The 21,225-nt window shown below is 65.5% G+C and carries 19 protein-coding genes; 14 read left to right on the top strand and 5 right to left on the bottom strand.

Going from position 1 to position 21,225, the window contains the following annotated elements:
- Positions 1 to 47 precede the first annotated feature (47 nt).
- From AC3FLX_RS23245 to AC3FLX_RS23225, 5 genes are all read left to right on the top strand, one after another.
- Positions 48 to 3,338 (top strand): FtsK/SpoIIIE family DNA translocase, encoded by a 3,291-nt coding sequence (locus AC3FLX_RS23245; protein ID WP_488699681.1) that lies wholly within the window; start codon positions 48 to 50, stop codon positions 3,336 to 3,338.
- 22 nt (positions 3,339 to 3,360) lie between these two features.
- Complete coding sequence (locus tag AC3FLX_RS23240) at positions 3,361 to 3,717, top strand: cupin domain-containing protein (RefSeq protein ID WP_488699680.1); 357 nt, start codon at positions 3,361 to 3,363, stop codon at positions 3,715 to 3,717.
- A gap of 127 nt (positions 3,718 to 3,844) precedes the next feature.
- Complete coding sequence (locus tag AC3FLX_RS23235; protein WP_488699737.1) at positions 3,845 to 5,356, top strand: ABC transporter permease/substrate-binding protein; 1,512 nt, start codon at positions 3,845 to 3,847, stop codon at positions 5,354 to 5,356.
- 67 nt (positions 5,357 to 5,423) lie between these two features.
- Positions 5,424 to 6,680, top strand: coding sequence for a cytochrome c (locus AC3FLX_RS23230; protein WP_488699736.1), 1,257 nt, complete (start codon positions 5,424 to 5,426; stop codon positions 6,678 to 6,680).
- A complete protein-coding gene (locus tag AC3FLX_RS23225) occupies positions 6,677 to 8,515 on the top strand; it encodes an NAD(P)/FAD-dependent oxidoreductase (protein WP_488699679.1) in 1,839 nt (612 codons plus the stop codon). Before AC3FLX_RS23230 ends, AC3FLX_RS23225 begins: the two co-directional genes overlap by 4 nt.
- A gap of 121 nt (positions 8,516 to 8,636) precedes the next feature.
- Here AC3FLX_RS23225 and AC3FLX_RS23220 read toward each other — a convergent pair whose 3' ends face one another.
- The gene (locus AC3FLX_RS23220; RefSeq protein ID WP_488699735.1) at positions 8,637 to 9,077 is read right to left on the bottom strand and encodes a MarR family winged helix-turn-helix transcriptional regulator; all 441 of its coding nucleotides are present in this window, start codon (positions 9,075 to 9,077) and stop codon (positions 8,637 to 8,639) included.
- A 454-nt stretch (positions 9,078 to 9,531) separates the two neighbouring features.
- Here AC3FLX_RS23220 and AC3FLX_RS23215 point away from each other — a divergent pair, with 454 nt between their 5' ends.
- Both AC3FLX_RS23215 and AC3FLX_RS23210 read left to right on the top strand, forming a co-directional pair.
- Positions 9,532 to 10,329 carry a hypothetical protein gene (locus AC3FLX_RS23215; protein ID WP_488699678.1) on the top strand — a complete coding sequence of 266 codons (798 nt, stop codon included), beginning with the start codon at positions 9,532 to 9,534 and terminating at the stop codon, positions 10,327 to 10,329.
- On the top strand, positions 10,326 to 11,543 hold the full coding sequence (locus AC3FLX_RS23210; RefSeq protein ID WP_488699677.1) for a BamA/TamA family outer membrane protein: 1,218 nt from the start codon (positions 10,326 to 10,328) through the stop codon (positions 11,541 to 11,543). The genes AC3FLX_RS23215 and AC3FLX_RS23210 overlap by 4 nt, the downstream gene beginning before the upstream one ends.
- Positions 11,544 to 11,560: 17 nt before the next feature.
- On the opposite strand, the gene AC3FLX_RS23205 is transcribed toward AC3FLX_RS23210, so the two are convergent.
- A complete protein-coding gene (locus AC3FLX_RS23205; protein ID WP_488699676.1) occupies positions 11,561 to 12,103 on the bottom strand; it encodes a carboxymuconolactone decarboxylase family protein in 543 nt (180 codons plus the stop codon).
- Positions 12,104 to 12,257: 154 nt separating this feature from the next.
- On the opposite strand from AC3FLX_RS23205, the gene AC3FLX_RS23200 reads away from it, so the two are divergent.
- The 6 genes from AC3FLX_RS23200 to AC3FLX_RS23175 all read left to right on the top strand — a co-directional run bounded on the left by AC3FLX_RS23200 (position 12,258) and on the right by AC3FLX_RS23175 (position 17,250).
- The gene (locus AC3FLX_RS23200; protein WP_488699675.1) at positions 12,258 to 13,217 is read left to right on the top strand and encodes a helix-turn-helix domain-containing protein; all 960 of its coding nucleotides are present in this window, start codon (positions 12,258 to 12,260) and stop codon (positions 13,215 to 13,217) included.
- Complete coding sequence (locus AC3FLX_RS23195) at positions 13,214 to 14,152, top strand: LysR family transcriptional regulator (RefSeq protein ID WP_488699674.1); 939 nt, start codon at positions 13,214 to 13,216, stop codon at positions 14,150 to 14,152. The genes AC3FLX_RS23200 and AC3FLX_RS23195 overlap by 4 nt, the downstream gene beginning before the upstream one ends.
- A gap of 107 nt (positions 14,153 to 14,259) precedes the next feature.
- Positions 14,260 to 14,694: a CidA/LrgA family protein gene (locus AC3FLX_RS23190; RefSeq protein ID WP_488699673.1), complete on the top strand. Its 435-nt coding sequence runs from the start codon at positions 14,260 to 14,262 to the stop codon at positions 14,692 to 14,694.
- A gap of 3 nt (positions 14,695 to 14,697) precedes the next feature.
- Positions 14,698 to 15,387 (top strand): LrgB family protein, encoded by a 690-nt coding sequence (locus AC3FLX_RS23185; RefSeq protein ID WP_488699672.1) that lies wholly within the window; start codon positions 14,698 to 14,700, stop codon positions 15,385 to 15,387.
- A gap of 117 nt (positions 15,388 to 15,504) precedes the next feature.
- A complete protein-coding gene (gene ku / locus AC3FLX_RS23180) occupies positions 15,505 to 16,416 on the top strand; it encodes a non-homologous end joining protein Ku (RefSeq protein ID WP_488699671.1) in 912 nt (303 codons plus the stop codon).
- 3 nt (positions 16,417 to 16,419) lie between these two features.
- Positions 16,420 to 17,250 carry a tetratricopeptide repeat protein gene (locus tag AC3FLX_RS23175; protein WP_488699670.1) on the top strand — a complete coding sequence of 277 codons (831 nt, stop codon included), beginning with the start codon at positions 16,420 to 16,422 and terminating at the stop codon, positions 17,248 to 17,250.
- A gap of 38 nt (positions 17,251 to 17,288) precedes the next feature.
- On the opposite strand, the gene AC3FLX_RS23170 is transcribed toward AC3FLX_RS23175, so the two are convergent.
- From AC3FLX_RS23170 to AC3FLX_RS23160, 3 genes are all read right to left on the bottom strand, one after another.
- Positions 17,289 to 18,584 (bottom strand): Nramp family divalent metal transporter, encoded by a 1,296-nt coding sequence (locus AC3FLX_RS23170; protein WP_488699669.1) that lies wholly within the window; start codon positions 18,582 to 18,584, stop codon positions 17,289 to 17,291.
- A gap of 137 nt (positions 18,585 to 18,721) precedes the next feature.
- Positions 18,722 to 18,967: an FmdB family zinc ribbon protein gene (locus AC3FLX_RS23165; RefSeq protein WP_488699668.1), complete on the bottom strand. Its 246-nt coding sequence runs from the start codon at positions 18,965 to 18,967 to the stop codon at positions 18,722 to 18,724.
- 41 nt (positions 18,968 to 19,008) lie between these two features.
- Positions 19,009 to 20,556 (bottom strand): DHA2 family efflux MFS transporter permease subunit, encoded by a 1,548-nt coding sequence (locus AC3FLX_RS23160; RefSeq protein WP_488699667.1) that lies wholly within the window; start codon positions 20,554 to 20,556, stop codon positions 19,009 to 19,011.
- 112 nt (positions 20,557 to 20,668) lie between these two features.
- On the opposite strand from AC3FLX_RS23160, the gene AC3FLX_RS23155 reads away from it, so the two are divergent.
- Positions 20,669 to 21,112, top strand: a complete 444-nt coding sequence (locus AC3FLX_RS23155; protein WP_488699666.1) for a MarR family winged helix-turn-helix transcriptional regulator — start codon at positions 20,669 to 20,671, stop codon at positions 21,110 to 21,112.
- Positions 21,113 to 21,225: the final 113 nt, after the last annotated feature.

Here is a 21,225-nt window from a genome sequence, read left to right as displayed (position 1 = left end):
GACCCGCTACAATCGCTGCCCGTGGTTTTGAATGTGTCATATCGAAAATGGGTCTGGGCTGGTTCGGATTGTCGACCTTCTGGCTGTTGCCGCTTGTCTGGCGAACGGTGGGCCGTGTGCTTGCCGGCGATCGCCGCTTGTTCGGCCGCGGCTCGCTGCGTGTATGGATGGGTACGGTGCTGGTGCTGGGCGCCAGCGCCACGCTGGAAGCGCTGACCGGCGGCGAGGGTGAGGGCGCGACGGCCGGCGGCGCCGTAGGCCACGCATTGGCCGGCACGGTGTCCGGCATGCTGGGATGGACCGGCGCATTGCTGATGATGCTCGCCGTGCTGGGCCTGGCCGCTCCGATGGTCTTCGGCGAAACCTGGCGCAGCCTGTTCCTGCTGCGCAAGCCGCGCATCGACGCCGACGAGGCGCCTGCCCCGGTCCGCCAGGACACCCGCGCGGATTCTCGCGCCGAGCACCGTAACGAATACCGTAACGAATACCGCAACGACAGCGCGCCTGCGCAACCGGCGGCACGCGAACCGGCGGAGCGCTGGGAGACCACGTCGCTTCCGGCGCAGACTTCAGGCGGATGGCAGGCACCGCGCCACAAGGGTATCGAAGCCGTGTCGGCGCGCCGCCAGCCGGCCTGGCAGCCGCCGCCGCGCACGCGCCAGTCGCCGCCGCAGCCGGGCGAGATCTGGCTGCATCATGCCGAGGCACCGGGCGCCGTGAAGCGTGAACCGGCTGCCGCGCCCGCACGGCCGGCACCCAAGCCAGAAACTCCCGCCCAGCAGAAGCCGCAGGCAAAGCCGGCAACGGCCACGCAGCCTGCCCGGCCAGCGCCTCAGGCGACCGTGGTCAGCAGCCCGTTCCGCAATCCGGCGCTTGGGCTGCGCTCGGCGGTCACGACGCTGCCCGAGTCGATGACGAAGCCTGCCGGTGTCGCCGCCGGTGTCGCCGCCAGCGCGGCAGCCGTTCAGGCGGTTTCGGATACGGATGTGGCCGTTGTAGAGGCAGAGGCGCCGCCGGTGACAGAGACCGCCGTGGATACGCAGGGCGTATCGCGCGCGACTGAAATCGTCGCCGATCTCGGAATGATCGCGGCTGCGGCCAGCGCTGAAGACGTGGCCGAAGAGACGTCCTCGCGGACGAGCGTTGAAGCGCCAGTCACGATGGCATCGATCCGCGACGAGGCGATGGCCCTGCTCGCCGAATTGCGCGTGCTGGCTGGCAGGCCGATGGATGCCCCAGGCGCAGTGACGTTGGCGGACCTGCATTCACAGGACGTCGTCCAGGCGCTCGACGCACCGACCGAGGCTGTGCCGGCGTTTGACGCGCAGCCTGTCGAAGCAGCAATGCCGTCGGAACCGCTGGTTTCGGAGATCGAGGCGCCGGTGACTGAAGCCGCCGCCGAAATCGCAGCCGCAGTCGCAGCCGAAGCTGGACCCGAATCCGAAGCCGAATCCGAAGCCGAATCCGAAGCCGAATCCGAAGCCGAATCCGAAGCCGCAACCTTCACGATTTCGTCGGCATCGGAAGCCATCGACGCAGCCGTGGCCGCGTCGATCTCGGAAGCGGAGGCTGAAGAGGAGGCCGCCGCTGAGGCCGAAATGCCGGCCACGCCTGAACCCGAAACCGTGACGCCGCAGGCCGTCGATGTGGCCAATATTTCCGGTTCGGTCGCCATTGCCGCGGAAGACCCGGCGCCAGTCGAAGACGCCAATGCCTTCGTCCAACCCACGCCGAAGCCGCGCATCGTGCTGCAGGCCGTGGTGGGCAAGACCGTGCCGCTGGCACCGGCCCAGCCCGCCCAGCCCGTGCCTGCCGTGGTTGCCCCGGCGCCGCCCGCGCCGCGCGTGGCGGTCGACTACCGATTGCCGGCCGTCGGCCTGCTGGAAGCCGCCAACGACAACGCCGAACAGATCTCCGAGGAGCGCCTGCAGCAGACCGGCGAACTGATCGCGCAGCGTCTGGCCGAATTCAAAGTGCCGGTGTCGGTGGTGGGTGCCAGTGCCGGCCCGGTCATTACCCGCTTCGAGGTGGATCCGGCGGTGGGTGTGCGCGGCGCGCAGGTGGTGGGCCTGATGAAGGATCTGGCCCGCGCGCTGGGCGTGACGTCGATCCGCGTGGTCGAAACCATTCCGGGCAAGACCTGCATGGGGCTGGAACTGCCCAATGCAAAGCGCCAGATGATCCGCTTGTCGGAAATCGTCAGCGGCAACGCGTTCGATGCCCACGCGTCCAAGCTCGTGCTGGCGATGGGCAAGGACATCACGGGCAACCCGGTGGTGACCGATCTGGCCCGCGCGCCGCACCTGCTGGTGGCCGGTACGACCGGCTCGGGCAAGTCGGTGGCGGTCAACGCCATGATTCTGTCGATGCTTTACAAGGCCACGCCGGAAGACGTGCGCCTGATCATGATCGACCCGAAGATGCTGGAGCTGTCGGTCTACGAGGGCATTCCTCACCTGCTGGCTCCGGTAGTCACCGATATGAAGCAGGCCGCTCACGCGCTGAACTGGTGTGTGGGTGAAATGGAAAAGCGCTACCGGCTGATGTCGGCGCTGGGCGTGCGCAACCTGGCTGGCTACAACCAGAAGATCCGCGCCGCGGAGGCCGCGGAGCAGAAGGTGCCGAACCCGTTCTCGCTGACGCCGGATGCGCCGGAGCCGCTGTCGACGCTGCCGCTGATCGTGGTCGTCATCGACGAACTGGCCGACCTGATGATGGTGGCCGGCAAGAAGATCGAAGAGCTGATCGCCCGGCTGGCGCAGAAGGCGCGCGCGGCCGGTATCCACCTGATCCTGGCCACGCAGCGGCCGTCGGTGGATGTGATCACGGGCCTGATCAAGGCCAATATTCCAACGCGCGTGGCGTTCCAGGTATCGTCCAAAATCGACTCGCGCACGATCCTGGACCAGATGGGCGCCGAAAGCCTGCTGGGGCAGGGCGACATGCTGTTCCTGCCGCCGGGCACCGGCTATCCGCAGCGCGTGCACGGCGCCTTTGTTGCCGACGACGAAGTGCATCGCGTGGTGGAGCACTGGAAGCAGTTTGGCGAACCCGACTATGACGAGGCCATCCTGGCTGGCGATGCGCCGGAAGGGGCCGCCGACCTGTTCGGCGAAGGCGGCGGCACGGATGGCGAGGCAGATCCGCTTTACGACGAAGCCGCGCAGTTCGTGCTGACGTCGCGCCGCGCATCGATCTCGGCCGTCCAGCGGCAGTTGCGCATCGGCTACAACCGCGCGGCGCGCCTGATCGAACAGATGGAAGCGGCGGGCCTGGTTTCGCCGATGGGCCGCAACGGCACGCGCGAGGTTATCGCGCCCGGTGGCCCAGCCGACTGACGCGCCTGCCAAGGAAACCGCCATGCACGCTACCCAAGGCAACCTGCTCGGCGACGTACCGGTCCATGCCGACGGAGAGGTATTCACCGATCTACTGAGGTGGCAAGCCACAGGCCAGGTGCGCATCGAGCGGATCGTCTCGAACGGCCAGGCCAGCCCGCCCGGATTCTGGTACGACAGCGACGATGACGAGTGGGTGCTGGTGATCAGCGGCAGCGCGGCCGTGGAGATCGACGGTGGCGACACCCGCACGCTCGGCGCGGGAGACTGGCTGCAGCTGCCGGCGCATTGCCGGCATCGCGTGGCATGGACCGACGCGGCGCAGCCGACGGTCTGGCTGGCGGTTCATGTGACCCCAGCCCCGGCGGCGAGCGAATAGCGCCACTCCCGCCGGCGGGAGAAGGCAGCGAGACTTACGGGGGCAACCCACGCAACCGTGCTTGTATGGCCCTCGTATGGCCTTATGATGTCGGGACAACCTACCCGGAGACTCCGGCTTGTCCCCCATGCCCCGGCTGCTCGTTGTCTGGTTTTCCTTTGCCTGCCTGCTTGGTCCGGCGGCCAGCGCCGCCCACGCCGCGGACACGCTGCGCATTGGCTCGAAGCGGTTCACCGAGTCGTACATCCTTGGCGAAATCCTGACGCAAGCCGCGGCCTCCCATGCGGACGCCCAACACCTGCCGGGCCTTGGCAACACCGCCATCGTCTTCGAGGCGCTCAAGGCCGGTTCCATTGACGCCTACCCCGACTACACCGGCACCCTCGCCAGTGAAATCCTGAAGCTGCCGGGTGCCTCAACCACGCTCGAACAGATCAATGCCGCGCTGGCGCCGATGGGTCTGGGCGCCGCCGTCCCACTGGGATTCGACAACACTTACGCGATTGCCGTCGCCGATGCGCGCGCGGGAGAGCTGCGCACGCTGGCCGACCTGGCACGCCAGCCACGCCTGCGACTGGGCCTTTCGCATGAATTCCTGGGCCGTACCGATGGCTGGCCGGCGCTGCGGCAGCGCTACGGCCTGCCGCAGAAGCCGGTCGGCATCGATCACGGCATTGCCTACGAAGCGTTGGCAAATGGCCAGATCGATGCCACCGATATCTACTCGACCGACGCCAAGATCCGCAAATTCCATCTGCGCGTCCTTGAGGACAACCTGCACGTTTTTCCGCGCTACGACGCCGTGATCGTCTACCGGCTCGATGTGCCGCGTCGCTTTCCGGCCGCATGGCAGGCGATACAGCAACTGCAGGGGCGCATCACCGTGGCCGACATGATCGATATGAACGCGGCGGCGGAGATCGATGGCGAATCGTTCGCTGCCATCGGCCGCCGCTTTCTTGCGGGCACGATTGGCGCGCCCGGCGCCCAATCCGCTGGCGGGCGCGGGCATGGCCTGCTCGCCGTGCTGTCGGGCGCCGAAACCTGGCGCCTGACCGTCCGGCATCTGACGCTGGTGGGCGGGGCGGTTGGCGCGGCCGTTCTGGTGGGCGTGCCGCTCGGCATCGTGGCCGCGCGCCGGCGCCGCCTGGGTCAGGTGCTGCTGGCGCTGGTGGGTGTGTTGCAGACGGTGCCGTCGCTGGCGCTGCTGGCGATGCTGATTCCATTGCTCGGCCGGATCGGTGTCTGGCCAGCCATGATCGCGCTGTTTCTCTATGCGCTGCTGCCGATCGTGCGGAACGCCTGCACGGGCCTGCAGGAAATCTCGCAGGGGATGCGCGATGCCGCCCGGGCGCTCGGTTTTCGTCCGATGCAGGTGCTGCGCTATGTGGAGGTGCCGCTGGCCATGCCTGTGCTGCTTGCCGGGGTGAAGACGGCGGCCATCATTAGTGTGGGGACGGCCACGATTGCCGCCTTTGTGGGCGCCGGCGGCTACGGCGAGCGCATCGTCACCGGCCTGGCGCTCAACGATTCGACATTGCTGCTGGCGGGCGCCATTCCGGCCGCGCTGCTGGCGCTGCTGATGCAGGGGGCATTCGGTGGTGTGGAATGGTGGACGCGCCGTCGGCGTGCGTCTTGAAGCCAACCTGTCTGTGATAGTGACTGCGATGCGTGGATTAATAAGACTCGGATTCCAGCTGCTGACGATGGCCATCCTGCCGATGGCTTCCGCGGCTTATGGCGCGGCGCCCGCATCGGCGGACCAGATCGCGCGCGGGCGCTATCTGGCGCGCATCGCCAACTGCGTGGCGTGCCATACCGCCGAGGGCGGCGTGCCGCTGGCCGGCGGCCTGCCATTGGAGACCGGTGCTGGCACCGTGTACTCCACCAATATCACGCCCGACCCGGAAACCGGGCTGGGCCGTTATTCACTCGACGATTTCGACCGCGCCATCCGCCAGGGCCAGGCGCGGGACGGAAAGCGGCTATATCCGGCCATGCCGTACACGTCGTACGCGAAGATGACCCGTGACGATGTAGCGGCGCTCTATGCATGGATGCGCAGCGAGGTGAAACCGGTCCGGCAGGCCAACCGGGAGACGGCGCTGCGCTGGCCTTACAGCATGCGTTCGCTGCTGGTGGCATGGAACTGGCTGAATCTGAACAGCGACCCCGTGCGCGCCGATGCGGCGCAGGGCGAAGCCTGGCGTCGCGGGGCTTACCTCGTCCAGGCCGTGGCGCATTGTGGCGCGTGCCACACGCCGCGCGGCATGCTGTATGGCGAAAAGGGCCGTGACGAGCGCAGCCGTCATTTTCTGTCCGGCGCCACGGTTGAAGGGTGGTCCGCCACCAACCTCACCGGCGATGCGCTGACCGGGCTAGGCGCATGGTCGAAAGCGGATCTGGTGGAATACCTGCACACGGGCCGCAATGCCCATGCCACGTCGTTCGGCCCGATGTCGACGGTCATCGCCACGTCGACGCAATTCATGAACGCCGGCGACCTCGATGCCGTGGCCACATACCTGAAGTCGATTCCCGGCGCCCGCGGGGAAATGAAGCCGTTCCGCTATGACCCCGCGACCGCCATGCAACTGGAGCAGGGCCGTTTCGATATGCCGGGGGCCCGCCAGTACGCGACCTTTTGCATGCCATGCCACCAAAGCAGCGGCAAGGGATTCGCCCGCGTATTTCCTCCGCTGGCGGGTAATCCGACGGTTGTCGATCCGAACCCCGCCTCGCTGGTCAACCTGCTGCTCGACGGCGCGGTGACGGCGCGCGTCGATACCGCACCCACCGACTATCACATGCCTGGCTACGGCTGGACGATGGAAGACCAGGAGCTGGCCAACCTGCTGACGTTTATCCGAAGCAGCTGGGGCAACCGGGCCGCACCGGTAACCCCGGAATCCGTGAGCGGGCGTCGCCGTGCAATGGGCATGAACGCCCCCGAGACACCATGACCATTTCGCGCAGAGACTTCCTGAACGGTACGGCCCTGACCATCGCGGCCGGCATCGCGCCCGCCAGCCTGCTGGCCGCCAGTCCGCCGGCCGGCAACTATCCGCCCGCGCTGACCGGCCTGCGCGGCAACCACGCGGGCACCTTCACGCTGGCCCACAGCCTGGCGCGCGAGGGCGCCACGTATCCGGGAGTGCTGGCCAAGGAGGCCTACGATCTGGTGGTGGTGGGCGGCGGCATCAGCGGCCTGGCCGCGGCGTGGTTTTACCAGCGCCGGTTTGGCGCGGGCCGACGCATTCTGATACTCGACAATCACGATGACTTCGGCGGCCATGCCAAGCGCAACGAGTTCACGGTGCGCGGCCGCAGACTGATCACTTACGGCGGCAGCGCCGAGATGCCGCCTTCGGCCAGCGACAATGCAGCGGTGAAGTCGTTGCTGTCCGGGCTGGGCATCGCACCCACCGCTCAGGCGCGGGCGCTGCCAGGCGAGGACTATCAACGCCGGGGCTTGGGTCGCGCGGTGTTTTTCGATGCCGAGCATTTTGGGCGCGACCACTGGATGCGCGGTGATCCATTTGGCGCGGTCATCGATGATCGGCAGCGAGGTGCGCCAGCATCGCTCGACGGATTGCAGGATTTTCTGGCGAGCGCGCCGGTTTCAGCCGCCGATCGCCAGGCCTTGCTGAAGCTGGCCCAGGGGCAATTCGATTTTCTGGCGGGCATGCCCGCTGAAGCGCGCCGCAGCTACCTCCAGACGACGCGCTACGCGGCATTTCTGCGTGACAAGGCCGGTTTTGGCCTTGGTGGCCTGCGCTTCCTGCGTGGCCGCAGCCAGGACGCGTATGCTCTGGATGCCGACGGGATCTCGGTGGCCCAGGCCATTGCGATCGGGCTGCCGGCAGGGGCGGGCATGCCGGCGCCGGCGATCGATGCCCGGCTCGGAAAGTCCCCCGCGTCGCGCCTCTGGTTTCCGGATGGCAATGCCACGCTGGCGCGCGCATTGGTCGGCCAGTTGGTGCCCGATGTGGTGTCGGCCGGGCGCGGCGGTTCTCTGCAGGATGCCCGCTTCGACTATGGCAAGCTCGACCAGGAAGGCAAGCCGGTGCGGATTCGGCTCAACAGCACGGCCATCGCCATTGAGCCGGATGTGCGCATCACACGGGTGACTTACGGCTGGCAGGGCAATCTGCAGCGCGTGGAGGCCCAGCACGTGATCGTGGCCGGCTACGGCATGATGGTGCCGTTCATCCTGCCGGCGTTACCGGCGGCGTCCGGGACGGCGTTGAGGTCGGCAGTCAAGGCGCCGCTGGTCTACACCAAAGTGGCGCTCGACAACTGGCGGGCGTTCGACGAATTGAAGACCTGGCGCATTCACGCACCCACGATGGCGTATTCCGATGCCTGGCTGGAGCCGACTGCCGGGAGCCGCGACGATCCCGTCGTGCTCCACATGCTGTATGTGCCCACCGTGCCCGACAGCGGGATGCAGGCACGCGAGCGCTTTCGCGCGGGCCGTGCCTTCCTGCTTGGTACACCGTTCGATGTGTTGGAACGCGATATACGCGCGCAGCTCGACCGCATGCTGGCTCGCGGCGGATTTCAGGGCGTACGGGATATCCAAGGCATTACCGTCAACCGCTGGGCACACGGGTACAGCTATATGCCGTCGTCACTGACTCCCGACGATGCTGGCCTGCAGGCCGCACTGGAACAGGCCGGGCGTGGCGTGGGCAATATCCGTATTGCGGGCAGCGATGCGGCGGGCAGTCCGTCGGTGACAGCGGCCATCGACCAGGCATATCGCTCGGTCTCGCTGTTGTCGGGGTCGGTCTAGGGACGGGCCATTTCCCAACGGCTCCGGGCGGGGTGGTATCGGCAGGTTTTGACCGGAAAACCAGGGCTCGACGGCCAGGCGGGGCGCTTGCCGCAACGGCCTGCCGTCGATCGAATTTCCTTCAGCCTCCGCTGACAAATTTCTGCAGCAGCCGGCGGAATTCGTCGAATTCCTCCACGCTAAATTCCTGTAGCCGGTGGTTAAGCACCTCCGGGGCAATCACCGGGATCTCCGAAGCAATGGTTCTGCCTTTCTGGGTCAGGACCAGGTTCACCACGCGGCGATCGTCGATGCTGCGGCTGCGTTCAAGCAGACCTTTTTCCTCGAGCTTGTCGAGCATCCTGGTCATCAGTCCGCTGTCGATGCCCAGCAACTTGCTGATTTCGAACGGGGTGCTGGCCATTCCGCGTGTCAGCGACAGCAGGATACCCATTTGCTGCCCGTTGATATCAAGCGGGCGCAGTGCCGAGTCCATCTCCGTCAGAAGGCTGTTGCGCGCCTTGTTCAGGTGAAAGCCGATGCTCTGGGTCAGCTGGAAATTGTCTGGTGTGTAGTGCTTCACCGTGGTTTTCCTCACGTTGCGCCTATAGAAAAGCGGATCGGCCAAGGACCGATCCACTCACTCTGATCGAATGCAGTACTTCATCCATTCGTCAGAAGGTAGTCTGGCAAATTCGCTACAAAATGGGAATTCAATTTTATTGTCTTCCGATTTAGATGAAATGAAGTGCCCGAAACTGCACCATAGGATTAAGGCGACCCAAATGGGTGAGATTTAAGATAATCCGCCGCGCGGGTTATCGAGTGATTCGAAAAAATATAAATCGTGATACGGGCGGCGCAATGTAAAGGCGTCCAGCGCGCCGGAAAATCGCCCGGAGGCTCGAAAGTACTTAACGCGACAGGCGAGAAAGTTCATCACGTAGCGATGCGCAGCGCACGAGACAGTCCGGTACATTGCCGCAATGGGCTTGATATGCCACAAAGGCCCGGCAGCCGATCAAGGAGTGTATGTAATGCGAGCGCGCAGTGCTCTGAAAATCGCCGGATTCTGTATTGCCTGGGGTGCATTGCTGGAAGCAGCGATGGCACAGGACAGTGCCGATCTGGCCAACAAAAGCAACAATCCACTGAATGTCGCGCCCTCGTTTAATATCCAGAATTTCTACGCGCCGCGCCTTTATGGCAGCAATGCGCATACCAACGACCTGCTGTTGCGGCCGACGATACCGGTAGCTCCCGGCAGCCTCATCGGCGTGCCACAGATATTTCGCGGCACGGTTCCGATCAGTACCCGCCCCAAGGCCGATGGCACATACGAAACCGGCTTGGGCGATATCAATCTGTTCGACATCTTCCTGCTGCGTAGCGAAGGCCTGCAGATCGGCGCCGGGCCATTGCTGACGATACCTACAGCCACGGACCCGAGCCTCGGCACCGGTAAATGGCAGGCCGGCGTGGCCGCCGTGGTGGTCGATCCCAAGCCGGCCCGGCTGCTGGGCATGCTGGTGCAATGGCAGCATTCGTTTGCCGGCCAGAGCGGCCGCCCGACCGTCCAGTCACTGACCGCCCAGCCCTTCATGATCTACAACCTGCCGCGCGGCTGGTATGTGCGGTCGACCGGGACGTGGACTTTTGACCTGCAGCACGGCACCTACTACGTGCCTGTCGGCCTTGGCGCCGGTAAGGCGTGGAAAGAAGGCCACACGATCTTCAATGCCTTTGTCGAGCCTCAGTATTCGATACTGCATCGCGGCACTGGCGTCCCGCAGTGGACGATCTTTGCGGGGCTCAACATGACCTTCGGAAAATGACACGAACCTGGCGCGCTCTGGTGACGATGGTCTGGCTGGTGGCGCTGCCCGCCGTGGCGCAGGCAGAGCCAGACGCGCCCGCCGATAGGGCCGCCGATAGGGCCGCCGATACCGCCGCCGGTCCAGTGTCGCCCGGCACGCCGGCGCCCAAGCCTAAGCTGTCGTTCTTCGACCCGGAGGACGGCATGCTCGACATGAGCGACTTCCTGCTGCACCACAAGGGCGCCTTGCCGGTGCCGACGATCATCACCGAACCAGCCGTGGGCTATGGCTTCGGGCTGGGTCTGGCGTTTTTTTCGGAATCGATGGCCGAGGCCGCGCAGCACGCCAGGGAATCGGGCAAGGGACCGGCGCCGCCGAACATTACGGCAGTGGGTGGGGCTTACACGGAAAACGGCACATGGGCAGCCGGTGCCGCGCATTTCCATACATGGGGCGGTGACCGCATCCGCTATCTGGGCGCCATCGGCAAGGTCAATGCCAATCTCGATTACTTCGGCGCACTGAACCAGCCGCGTGCCTATTCGCTGGACGGCTTTGTGCTGGTGCAGCAGTTACTCTTCCGCGTCGCCGATTCGCATTGGTATATCGGTCCGCGCTATGTCTACGCCGATACCTCGGCCACTTTCAAGTTTGGCACGTCGCCCAATGAGCTTGCGCCGCTGGAAAAGGACCAGCGCATCGGCAAGGGCGGCATCGTCATCGACTACGACTCGCGCGACAACATCTTCTATCCGAACAAGGGCATTTACGCGGAATTTGAAGCGCAGTTCGCGCGCGGTGGCCTGGGCAGCACCCAGAGCTTCAACATGTACAACGCACGCGGCTTCACGTGGCTGCCGTTGTCGCGCAAGTGGATTCTCGGCCTGCGCGCCGATACGAAATTCTCAAGCGGCGACGTGCCGTTCTACGCGCAACCGTATGTGGACCTGCGCGGCGTGCAGAAGGGCCGCTATCAGGACCGCAATGCGGTGGTTGCCGAGGCGGAACTGCGCTGGGATGTGACGCCGCGCTGGTCGGTGCTGGCGTTTACCGGTACCGGCAAGGCATATGGCCGCTGGCATGACTTCTCGGACGCCACCACGGTCTTCAGCGTCGGGGGCGGTTTCCGCTACATGATCGCGCGTAAGCTGGGCCTGTCGATGGGGCTCGACGTGGCGCATAGCAAGGGCCAGAACGCGTTCTATATCCAGGTCGGCAGCGCCTGGCACTAGGCGCCGCCTGACCCGGCTTACACCACGGCGGGGAAGTCGAGCGTGGTGTCGTTGACGCGGTTGATCATGTTGGTGAACAGGATCGCGCTGATGGCCTGGATGGCTTCAACGATCTGCGTGTCGGTGTAGCCCACGGCACGTACCGCTTCCACGCTGGCAACCGGCACCGTGCCACTGGTGCCGACCAGTTCCACGGCAAAGCGCGTCAGCGCATCGATCTTCGCATCTTCCGGAAAGCTGCCACGGCGTAGCTGCTGCGTCTGTTCCACGCTGAGGCCGGCCATCTTGGTCGCCGTCAGCGTATGGGCAGCCAGACAGTAGTCACAACCACTATGTTCGCTGACGGCCAGGTTGATCGCCTCAAGCTCCTTTGCGGACAGCGCGCCTTGCTTCAGCACGGCATTGGTCTGCAGGGCCTGGGCCAGCACCGCCGGTGCGTTGCTGCCGATGGTGGCATAAGCGTTGGGCACCTTGCCAACGGCCTTGCGGATGGCGCCAAACAGTTCCGCGGTCTGGCCAGTGGCTTCGGGGACGGCGATCGTGTGCAGACGGGTGGTCATGATATTGCTCCTTCGGATATCCAATCGGTACAGGGTTGATGTCGGTGGCCACGTTCGATGTGCGGCGCTTCCTTGGACTTAATGGTAGGTGCGCTGGAGATCCGGATGGATTAGAATCCGCTCAACTTTTTGCCCGATCGTCTCACTCCAACCGATGGACAGTCTTAGCGAACTGGTGCGCCTGCTGGCGCCGTCCGGCACCGTCGACCTGCATTGCCGTGTAGCTGGCGCGTGGTCAGCCCATAACGCGCAGGCGGCGCCCGGTCACGTGCCATACCACGCCATCCTGGACGGCCAGGCGGATGTGGCGATGGGCGCCGACAACCTTCGCGTGGCGGCGGGCGATGTATTGCTGTTTCCGCACGGCGCGGCGCACACGCTGTCCGGTGTGCACGGCGGCAAGTCCCGCCCTGCGGAATCCCGCCATTTCAACGGCGTGGTGACCGAAATCACGGTGCCAGGCGCCGCCGCGCCGCTCGATATCCTTTGCGGGACATTCATGCTCGGCAGTTCCGCCGATGTGTTGCTGCGCGCGCTGCCGGAGATGCTCTGCGTCAGGACGGCGGGCGGGGGCGATGCCGGCCTGAACTGGCTGCGCGGCCTGATCGGCATGATGCATGTGGAGGCGGACGCCCCAGGGCCGGGCAGTACGGCGATCATCGCCGATCTGTCCACCGCGCTGTTCACCGTGCTGCTGCGCACGCTGATCTCCCAGGGATTGGTTTCGCATGGCGTCATGGCGTTGATGGCCGATGCCCGGCTGGCGCGCGCCGTGGATGCCGTTGTGCAGCATCCCGAAAAACCGTGGACGGTGGATAGCCTGGCCGAGGTGTGCAATGTCTCGCGCGCGACGCTGGCCCGCCGCTTCGCGCAACTGGGCATCACGCCGCTGGAACTGGTTACCACGCTGCGCATGGAGCGCGCCGCACGGCTGCTGCGCAAGGATGGACTCTCGGCGGCGGCCGTGGCGGAACAGTGCGGCTACGCATCGCAGGCGGCGTTTGGCCGGGTGTTTACGCAGCATTTCGGCGTGGGCCCGGGGGCGTATCGCCGCCAGCAGCGCGAACTGCGCAGCGCCCGTGGCGCGGCCACGCCCACGGAGGGTGCCGCATGAGCAAGGCAAAGTCCGCCTCACGCGCGACCGTGCGCGCCAATGACAACTGGGACGACTACCGCTACTTTCTGGCAGTGGCGCGCGGCGGCACGTTGTCGGCCGCCGCCGCACAGCTTGGCACGGAGCACACGACCGTCGCGCGGCATATTCAGGCGCTGGAAAAGGTCTTGAACACACGCCTGTTCCACAAGAGCCATGTCGGCTACGGATTGACGTCCGCCGGCGAACGGCTGCTGGCCACGGCCGAGGCCATTGAAAGCGCGCTGCTGGCATCGAAGGCCGCCGCCGCTGGCGAACAGGACATCGCCGGAATCGTGCGCGTGGGCGCGCCGGACGGCTTCGGCAGCATGTTCCTGGCGCCGCGCATCCACATGCTGACGGCTCAGCATCCCCGGCTCGAAGTGGAAATTTTCGCGGCCGCGCGCCTGTTCAGCCTGACCCGGCGCGAGGCCGATATCGCCATCGGACTGTCCGGGGCCGATCATCTGCGCGTGGCATCGCGCCGGCTGACCGACTACCGCATGTTCGTCTATGGCACCAAGGCATATCTCAAGCAGGCGCCTCGGATTCGCACCAGGCAGGATCTGCTGGCGCATCCGTTCATCGGCTACGTCGAAGAACACCTGTTCTCGCCGGAGCTGAGTTTTGCCAGCGCGATTGGCGTCGATTATCACGCGCGCGTGCGGAGTACAAACCTGCTGACCCAGGTGCACGCCACGCTGGCGGGACAGTGCCTGTGCATCATCCCGGCCTATGTGGCCGCGGCATTTCCGTCGCTGGTGCCGGTGCTGGCGGACGAGGTGGAAGTGATACGGACCTTCCATATGCACGTGCACGAGGACCACTGGAAGGCGGCGCACGTGCGGGCCGTGGCGACATTCATCGCGGAGCAGGTCGACGCCAACGTCGAGCTGTTCATGACGGGCGCATCGTAGCGGCTGCCTGGTTGTGCATTAATGCACAACCGATGCGGATTTTCGGCATGTCGTTGTGCGGATATCAAGCGAATAATGGCGACGTTTTCCTCACGAAAGCCGCTACCGTGTCCGCCGCCCCTGCATCCGCCGCTGTTTCCTTCCGTCCGCGCCGCCTGTTGCGCACTGCCGCCCAGGTGGGCGCGCTGCTGGCCATCTGGTTCGCCGCGGACTGGCTGACCCGCGCGCTGGGCTGGTCGATGTCTCCGGGCGTGGTCGGACTGCTGGCCGTGCTGGGCCTGCTGCTTTCGGGCAAGGCTGAAGTGGGCTGGGTCAAGGACGGGGCGGACTGGCTGCTCGGCGAACTGGTGCTGTTCTTTATTCCGTGCGTGGTCGCCGTGGTGAACTACTTGCCGCTGTTCCGTTCGGAAGGGGTGCAGCTGACCATCGCGGTCACGGTCGGCACGATCCTGGTCATGGCCGCCACGGCACTGGCCGTCCACGCGGGATGCCGGCTGGAGCGGCGCCTTGCGCGGCTGCGCGGTGCGCCCGAGCAGGAGTAAGCAATGGTGTCGTTCCTGTGCCTGGCCTGGACCATCGCGCTCTATTTCGCGATCAAGCCGTTCTATCGGCGCAATCCCCGTATCTGGCTGTCGCCGGCAATCGTCGTGCCCGTGCTGTCGATCGCGGTGCTGCTGCTGGCCGACATTCCCTATACCGCCTACGTGGCCGATACGCGCTGGATGGTCTGGCTGCTCGGGCCGGCGACGATTGCCTTCGCCGTGCCGATCTACGAGCATCGCGGCATCGTGCGGCGCCATTGGCTGGCGCTGGCGTTTGGCGTGGTGGCGGGCATGCTCGTCGCAATGATCAGCGCACGCCTGCTGGCGGAAGCCTTTCACTTCAGCAACGAGATATCGCGCAGCCTTATGGCGCGCTCAGTTTCCACGCCCTTTGCCGTGGCGGTGGTGTCCCATACTGGCGGATCGGCGGACCTGGTGTCGCTGTTCACCGTGATGACCGGGTTGGTCGGCATGATGGTCGGCGATACGGTGCTGGCGCTGCTTCGGCTGCGCTCGCCCGTGGCGCAGGGCGCGTCCCTCGGTGCCGCGGCCCACGGTTTTGGCACCGCGCGGGCACGCCAGCGGCACACGGAGGAAGGCGTGGTCGCCAGCCTGACGATGGTGCTGGCCGGCGTGCTGATGGTGATCGCAGGCCCCGCGCTGACCGGTTGGATCACTTCGGTGATTGGCTGATGCCCTCGCTGTAGGACGTGTCTGACACCGCACGTCGGGGCAGACCGCTGGCGCCACGCGCCTTGCGAACTACACTGGCTGGACGATGACCTGTTCCACCCGCGGGAGGATGTCGCTATGGCCGCACGTTCCATTGCTTCGCTATCGATCAGCTTCGGGCTGGTTTCCATCCCGGTCAAGGTCTACTCGGCCACCGAAAGCAAGGCCGCGATCAGCTTCAACCTGCTGCACAAGGGCTGCGGATCGCGCTTGAGGCAGCAGTACATCTGCATAAAGGAAGACGTGGTGGTGGACCGTGCCGATATGGTCAAGGGCTACGAGTTCGAAAAGGACCGGTATGTGACCTTTACGCCGGAAGAACTCAAGACGCTGGAGGACGCGGCCGAGCAGACCATCGACATTGTGTCGTTCATGCCGGTGGGCGCCATTGATCCGATCTACTTCGACAAGGCGTATTACCTTGGCCCGGACAAGCGAGGCGCCAAGCCGTACAACCTGCTGGCCGAGGCGATGCGCGAAACCGGTACCTGCGCGCTGGCCAAGTGGGCCTGGAAGGGCAAACAGTACATGGTGCAGATTCGGGTGGGTGACGACGGGTTGATCCTGCAGCAGCTGCTCTACGCGGATGAAGTACGCGACATGGCGGATCTGCACGTCGAGCGCACCGATGTTGCGCCAGCGGAACTCAAGTTGGCCCAGCAGTTGATCGAGCAGAACGCGGTCGAAGGCTACGACGCCAGTGCCTATGTCGATGAGGAAAAGGCGCGCATCCTGGAGCAGATCGATAAGAGGATCGCCGGCAAGAAGATCACCGTGGCTGCGGAGTCGCCGCCGCCTTCGGGTGGCGAGGTCATCGACCTCATGGAAGCGCTGCGCAAGAGCATCGGATCCAACAAGCGGCAACCCGCCGCCAAGACGACGGGTAAGGCAGCGGCCAAGTCCAGCGCCGCCGAACCGCCGGCCCGCAAGACGGCACGGCGCGCTGCCGCAGCACCCGCCGAGGCACCAAAGCGGGCGGCGCGCAAGTAAGCGATGCAAGCCTATTCAATGCGCGATGTCCAGGCGTTGCTGGGCATTTCGCGTACCGTCGTCACAGCGCTGATCGCCGCCGGCGTGATCGCCCCCCGGCGCGGCGCGCGTCACGAATTCCGCTTCAGCTTTCAGGACGTGGTGCTGCTGCGCACGGCACAGTCGCTGCGTGAAGCGGGCATTCCGACCCGCCACGTCACGCGCTCGCTGCGCCGTTTGCAAGGCCTGGGCGAGGGCCGTCCGCCCACCGGTCTGCGCGTGACCGCCGTGGGCGGCGACGTCGCGGTGCAGGATCGACGTGGCAGATGGCATGTGGATTCCGGGCAGTTCGTGCTCGATTTCGACGAGGCGACGCCGCCCCAGGTGGCCGCGGAAGTGGTCGACCTGCGGCGCGCGCCCGAGCACCCGGCGCGGGATGACATCGATCCTGCGGGCTGGTTCGAACGGGGCGTTGCGCTGGAGCGGGTTGCGCCGGGCGATGCGGAAGCCGCGTATCGGCAGGCCGTTGCGCAGGCGCCCGATTTTCTCGATGCCTGGCTTAACCTGGGCTGCCTGCTCTGCGATCAGGGCCGTCTGCCAGAAGCCATCGCGCAGTACCGCACGGCGCTGGGTGGTCTGCCGCATCAACCGTTGATCCATTTCAACCTTGGCGTCGCTTTGGAAGACGCTGGTGCGATGCGTGAGGCGCTACAGAGTTACCACGCCTGCATCGAGCTGGCGCCGGATTTTGCCGACGCCCACTACAACGCCGCGCGACTGCACGAGGCACTTGGCGACCCGCATCGCGCCATCCGGCATTACAACCAGTATCGCAAGCTGGAGCCAGTGTTGTAGCCGGCACAGGGCCGTGGTCCATCCTTGATTGAGCCTGCTCAGGCCAGCGCGGTTTGCCAGAGCAGCGCGACGTTGAGCAGGATGATCAGGGCGGCCGAAGCGCCGGCTAGCACCAGCGGCACGCCTCGCACGCGCCACGCACCCATCAATCGGCGATCGGCGCCGAACAGGATCAGCGGCACCACCGCCAGCGGCAACGTTAGACTCAGCACAACCTGGCTGGCCACCAGCAGGCTGGCCGAGCCGTGCTCGCCGAAAGCCCATACCGCGGCCATCGCGGGCACGATCGCCACGGCGCGTGTCAGCAGCGCGCGCCGCATGCGCGACATCTTCAGATCGAGGAAACCTTCCATCACGGCCTGACCGGCCAGCGTACCGGTCAGCGTCGAATTGAGTCCGCATGCCAGCAGCGCAACGGCGAACAGCAGGCTGGCCAGATCGGAGTGCAGCAACGGTGCGAGCAGGCGATGGGCGTCGGCAAGGTCCTCGACATCGGTCAGCCCGTTCGCGTGGAACGTCGAGGCCGCGAGGATCAGCAGCGCGGCATTGATCAGGAAGGCAAAGCTGAGCGAGCCGAATGTGTCCAGATTCATGCCACGTAGGACGTCCACAAACGAGCGGCGGCGCGCGGGGCGGCTACCCGGTGGCGGCGTGAAGCGGCGCACCAGTGACGAATGCAGGTAGAGATTGTGTGGCATGACCGTGGCACCGACGATACCGGCCGCCAGCCACAGCATGCCTGCGTCGCGCACCAGGTCGGCCGACGGCGCCATGCCGCCGAGCACGGCGGCCCATTCCGGCTGCGCCATCGCCAGTTGAGCCACGAAGCACAGCGCCACCAGCAGGATCAGCCCGGCGACCATCGCTTCCATCGTGCGCTGTCCATAGCGCTGCACGGCCAGCATGGCGATGGTGACCACGGCGGCAATCAGCACGCCAACCCACAGCTTGACGTGGAACAGCAGTTGCAGGGCCACCGCGCTGCCAACGACCTCGGCCACGTCGCAGGCAATGATGGCGATCTCGCTGGCTATCCACAAGGCAATCGTTACGCGCCGCGGAAAACGTTCACGGCACAGCTGGGCAAGGTCGCGCCCGGTCACCACGCCCACTCGCGCGGCAATCCACTGCAACAACATGGCGACCAGGCTGGACAGTGCCACCACGATCAGCAGGCTGTATCCGTACTTGGCGCCGCCGGCGATGGCCGTGGCCCAGTTGCCGGGGTCCATGTAGCCCACGGCCACCAGCGCGCCGGCACCCAGGAAGGCAAGACGTGACCGACGTGCTGGCGGCGCGGCGGGCAGGGCGGCGGATTCGGTCGGCGGCGGCATGGTGTCGTCCATGAATGGCATAGGGTCGAGTGACCCTGATGCTGCATTCTATGACGTTGTTGAGAATTATTCCCAATTGGCTTTGGCTAATAGGGGCATTGCCATTGCCAGGCGCTCGCCGCCGAGGACGGGGGAAACTACCGGCTCCAGCCCCCGCCGCTGGCGCGTCCCGCCAGCTTGACGGGCCCGCAGCAGGCGCAGGATGCGCCGTGGCTGGCGCTGCCGCTATCGTTGGTGCCGCCACCCAGACCAGGTGCGGCGACAAGTGCACGCGAGGCCGGGCTGCCGCAGCCGGGACAGACGGCCGGCTCATCGCGGCGCGCGATGGGTCGCAGTTCGGAAAAATCTCCGCAGGTTGTGCATCGATAGTCGTAGGTCGGCATTGCCGCTCCAGGGACAGGGCCAGGTTGGCGACCAGCTTAGCTCAATCCATCGCGGCGTGGGCAAGGTTGTCGTCATCGGAATGCTTCTTGCCGGGCCGGATCAGTGCGATCAGCGGCACGACGACCAGCGTGGCAATGAACATCGCCTTGAAATCGTTGAGATAGGCAATCATGGCTGCCTGCTGGTTGATGGTCTGGTTCAGCAGCGCCAGATCCACGCGCGAACCATGCGCCAGCATCGATTGCAGCGCCGGGTTGTATGGACTGACGTGAGCGACGAGGTCGCTGTGCGCCACCTGCGTGTTGCGCGTCATCAGCGTCTGGATCAGTGAAATGCCGATGCTGCTGCCGATATTGCGCATCAGGCTGTAGGTGGCCGTGCCATCGGCCCGCAGGTGTGGGGCCAGCGTCGAGAACGTCAGCGCGGACAGTGGCACGAAGACGAGCCCCAGGCCAAAGCCCTGGATCACACCGGGCCAGACGATATCGGACACCGACAGCACGATCGTATAGCCCATCATCTGCCAGAGCGCGAACGCCGAGATCAGGAAGCCGGACAGCAACAGCAGGCGAGCGTCCACGCGCCGCAGCAGGCGACCCGCCAGCATCATCGCCACCATCGTGCCAATGCCCGAGGGCGCCGTCACCAGCCCGGTGGTGGCCACGGGATAGCCCATCAGGTTTTGCAGCATGGGCGGCAGTAGCGCGCGCGTGGCATACATCACGGCCCCGATCACGAAGATGAAACACGCCCCGGTAACGAAGTTGCGGTCCTTGAGCAGCGTCGACCGGAAGAACGACCGTTCCCCGGCCGTAGCCGTATGCACGATGAAGTAGGCGAACGCGATCACGCACAGCAGCGCCTCGATACGGATTTCGAGCGAACTGAACCAGTCGAGCTGCTCGCCACGATCGAGCATTGCCTGCAGGGCGCCGATGGCCAGGCTCAGCGTGGCAAAGCCGAACGCGTCAAAGCGCATGCTGCGGGCGGGCGCCCGATTGGGCAACGTGGACAGGACGCCGAACAGCGCAAACGCGCCAATCGGCACGTTGATGAAGAATACCCAGCGCCAGTTGTAGCTGTCGGTCAGCCAGCCGCCCAGCGTGGGGCCGAGGATCGGCCCCACCATCACGCCCATGCCCCAGACGGCCATCGCCTGGCCCTGGCGCGAGGGCGGATTGATATCGAGCAGGATCGATTGCGAGAGCGGCACCAGCGCGGCGCCGAAGATCCCTTGCAGCAAACGCGCCGCCACGATCTGCGTCAGCGAATCGGCCATGCCGCACAGTGCGGATGCCACCGTGAAGCCACCGATCGAAATCGCCAGCAGTTTCTTCACGCCGAGCTGGTCGGACAGCCAGCCGGTCAACGGCGTGGCAATCGCCGCCGCCACGATGTAGGAGGTCAGTACCCAGGTGATCTCGTCCTGCGAGGCCGACAGCGTGCCCTGCATATGGGGCAACGCCACATTGGCGATGGTGCTGTCGAGCGTCTGGATCAGGGTGGCCAGCATGATCGACAACGTGATCATCGGCCGATTGATCGGCGGACCGGTGTGCGCGGCAGGCGCGGGAACCACGGAGGACATGGGGGCTGGTTCGTGAAATTAATAAGCGTGCTTATTATAGTGTCACGGCAATTCCCATGAATCAGGGTTTTTGTCAGGAAAAGGAACCCTGCAACTCCCTATAATCGCGCGCATGGAAAAGAATCTCGAAAAGCGCTTCGGCTTTCTTGTGGCGGACGTGGGCCGGTTGTCCGGCAAGCGGTTCGACGACCTGTCGCGCTCCACCCTCGACCTCACGCGCGCCCAGTACCGCGCGATGGCCTACCTGTCGTTTCACGGTGAAATGAACCAGGCCGCGCTGGCGGACCTGATGGAAGTGGCGCCAATCTCGGCCGGCCGGCTGCTCGACCGCATGGAAGAGGGCGGCTGGATCGTACGGCGTCCCAACCCCGACGACCGCCGCGAACGCATGGTGCGCATGACGGATAAAGCCGACCAGGCGCTGGACGCCGCGCAGCACGTAGGCGACGTGGTGACGGCGCAAGCCCTCGGCGGCTTCAGCGAGGCCGAAATCGAGCAGTTCCTGGAATTCCTCCAGCGCGCTCGGGGCAATCTCTCCCGCCCGCAGCAAGGCTGAAACGGCAATGTCGGCAGCGCTGTCATATCGCGCCCATGCGCCGCTGATCGATTCGTTGCTGCAGGAGATCGGGCTGTCAGGTTCGTCGCTGAGCGGACTCGTGCCCGGTGCGG

It is taken from the genome of Cupriavidus sp. 291-E7 (assembly GCF_057798835.1).
Note: the sequence above shows the minus strand (reverse complement) of the source record. Positions and strands in the feature narration are given on the sequence as shown.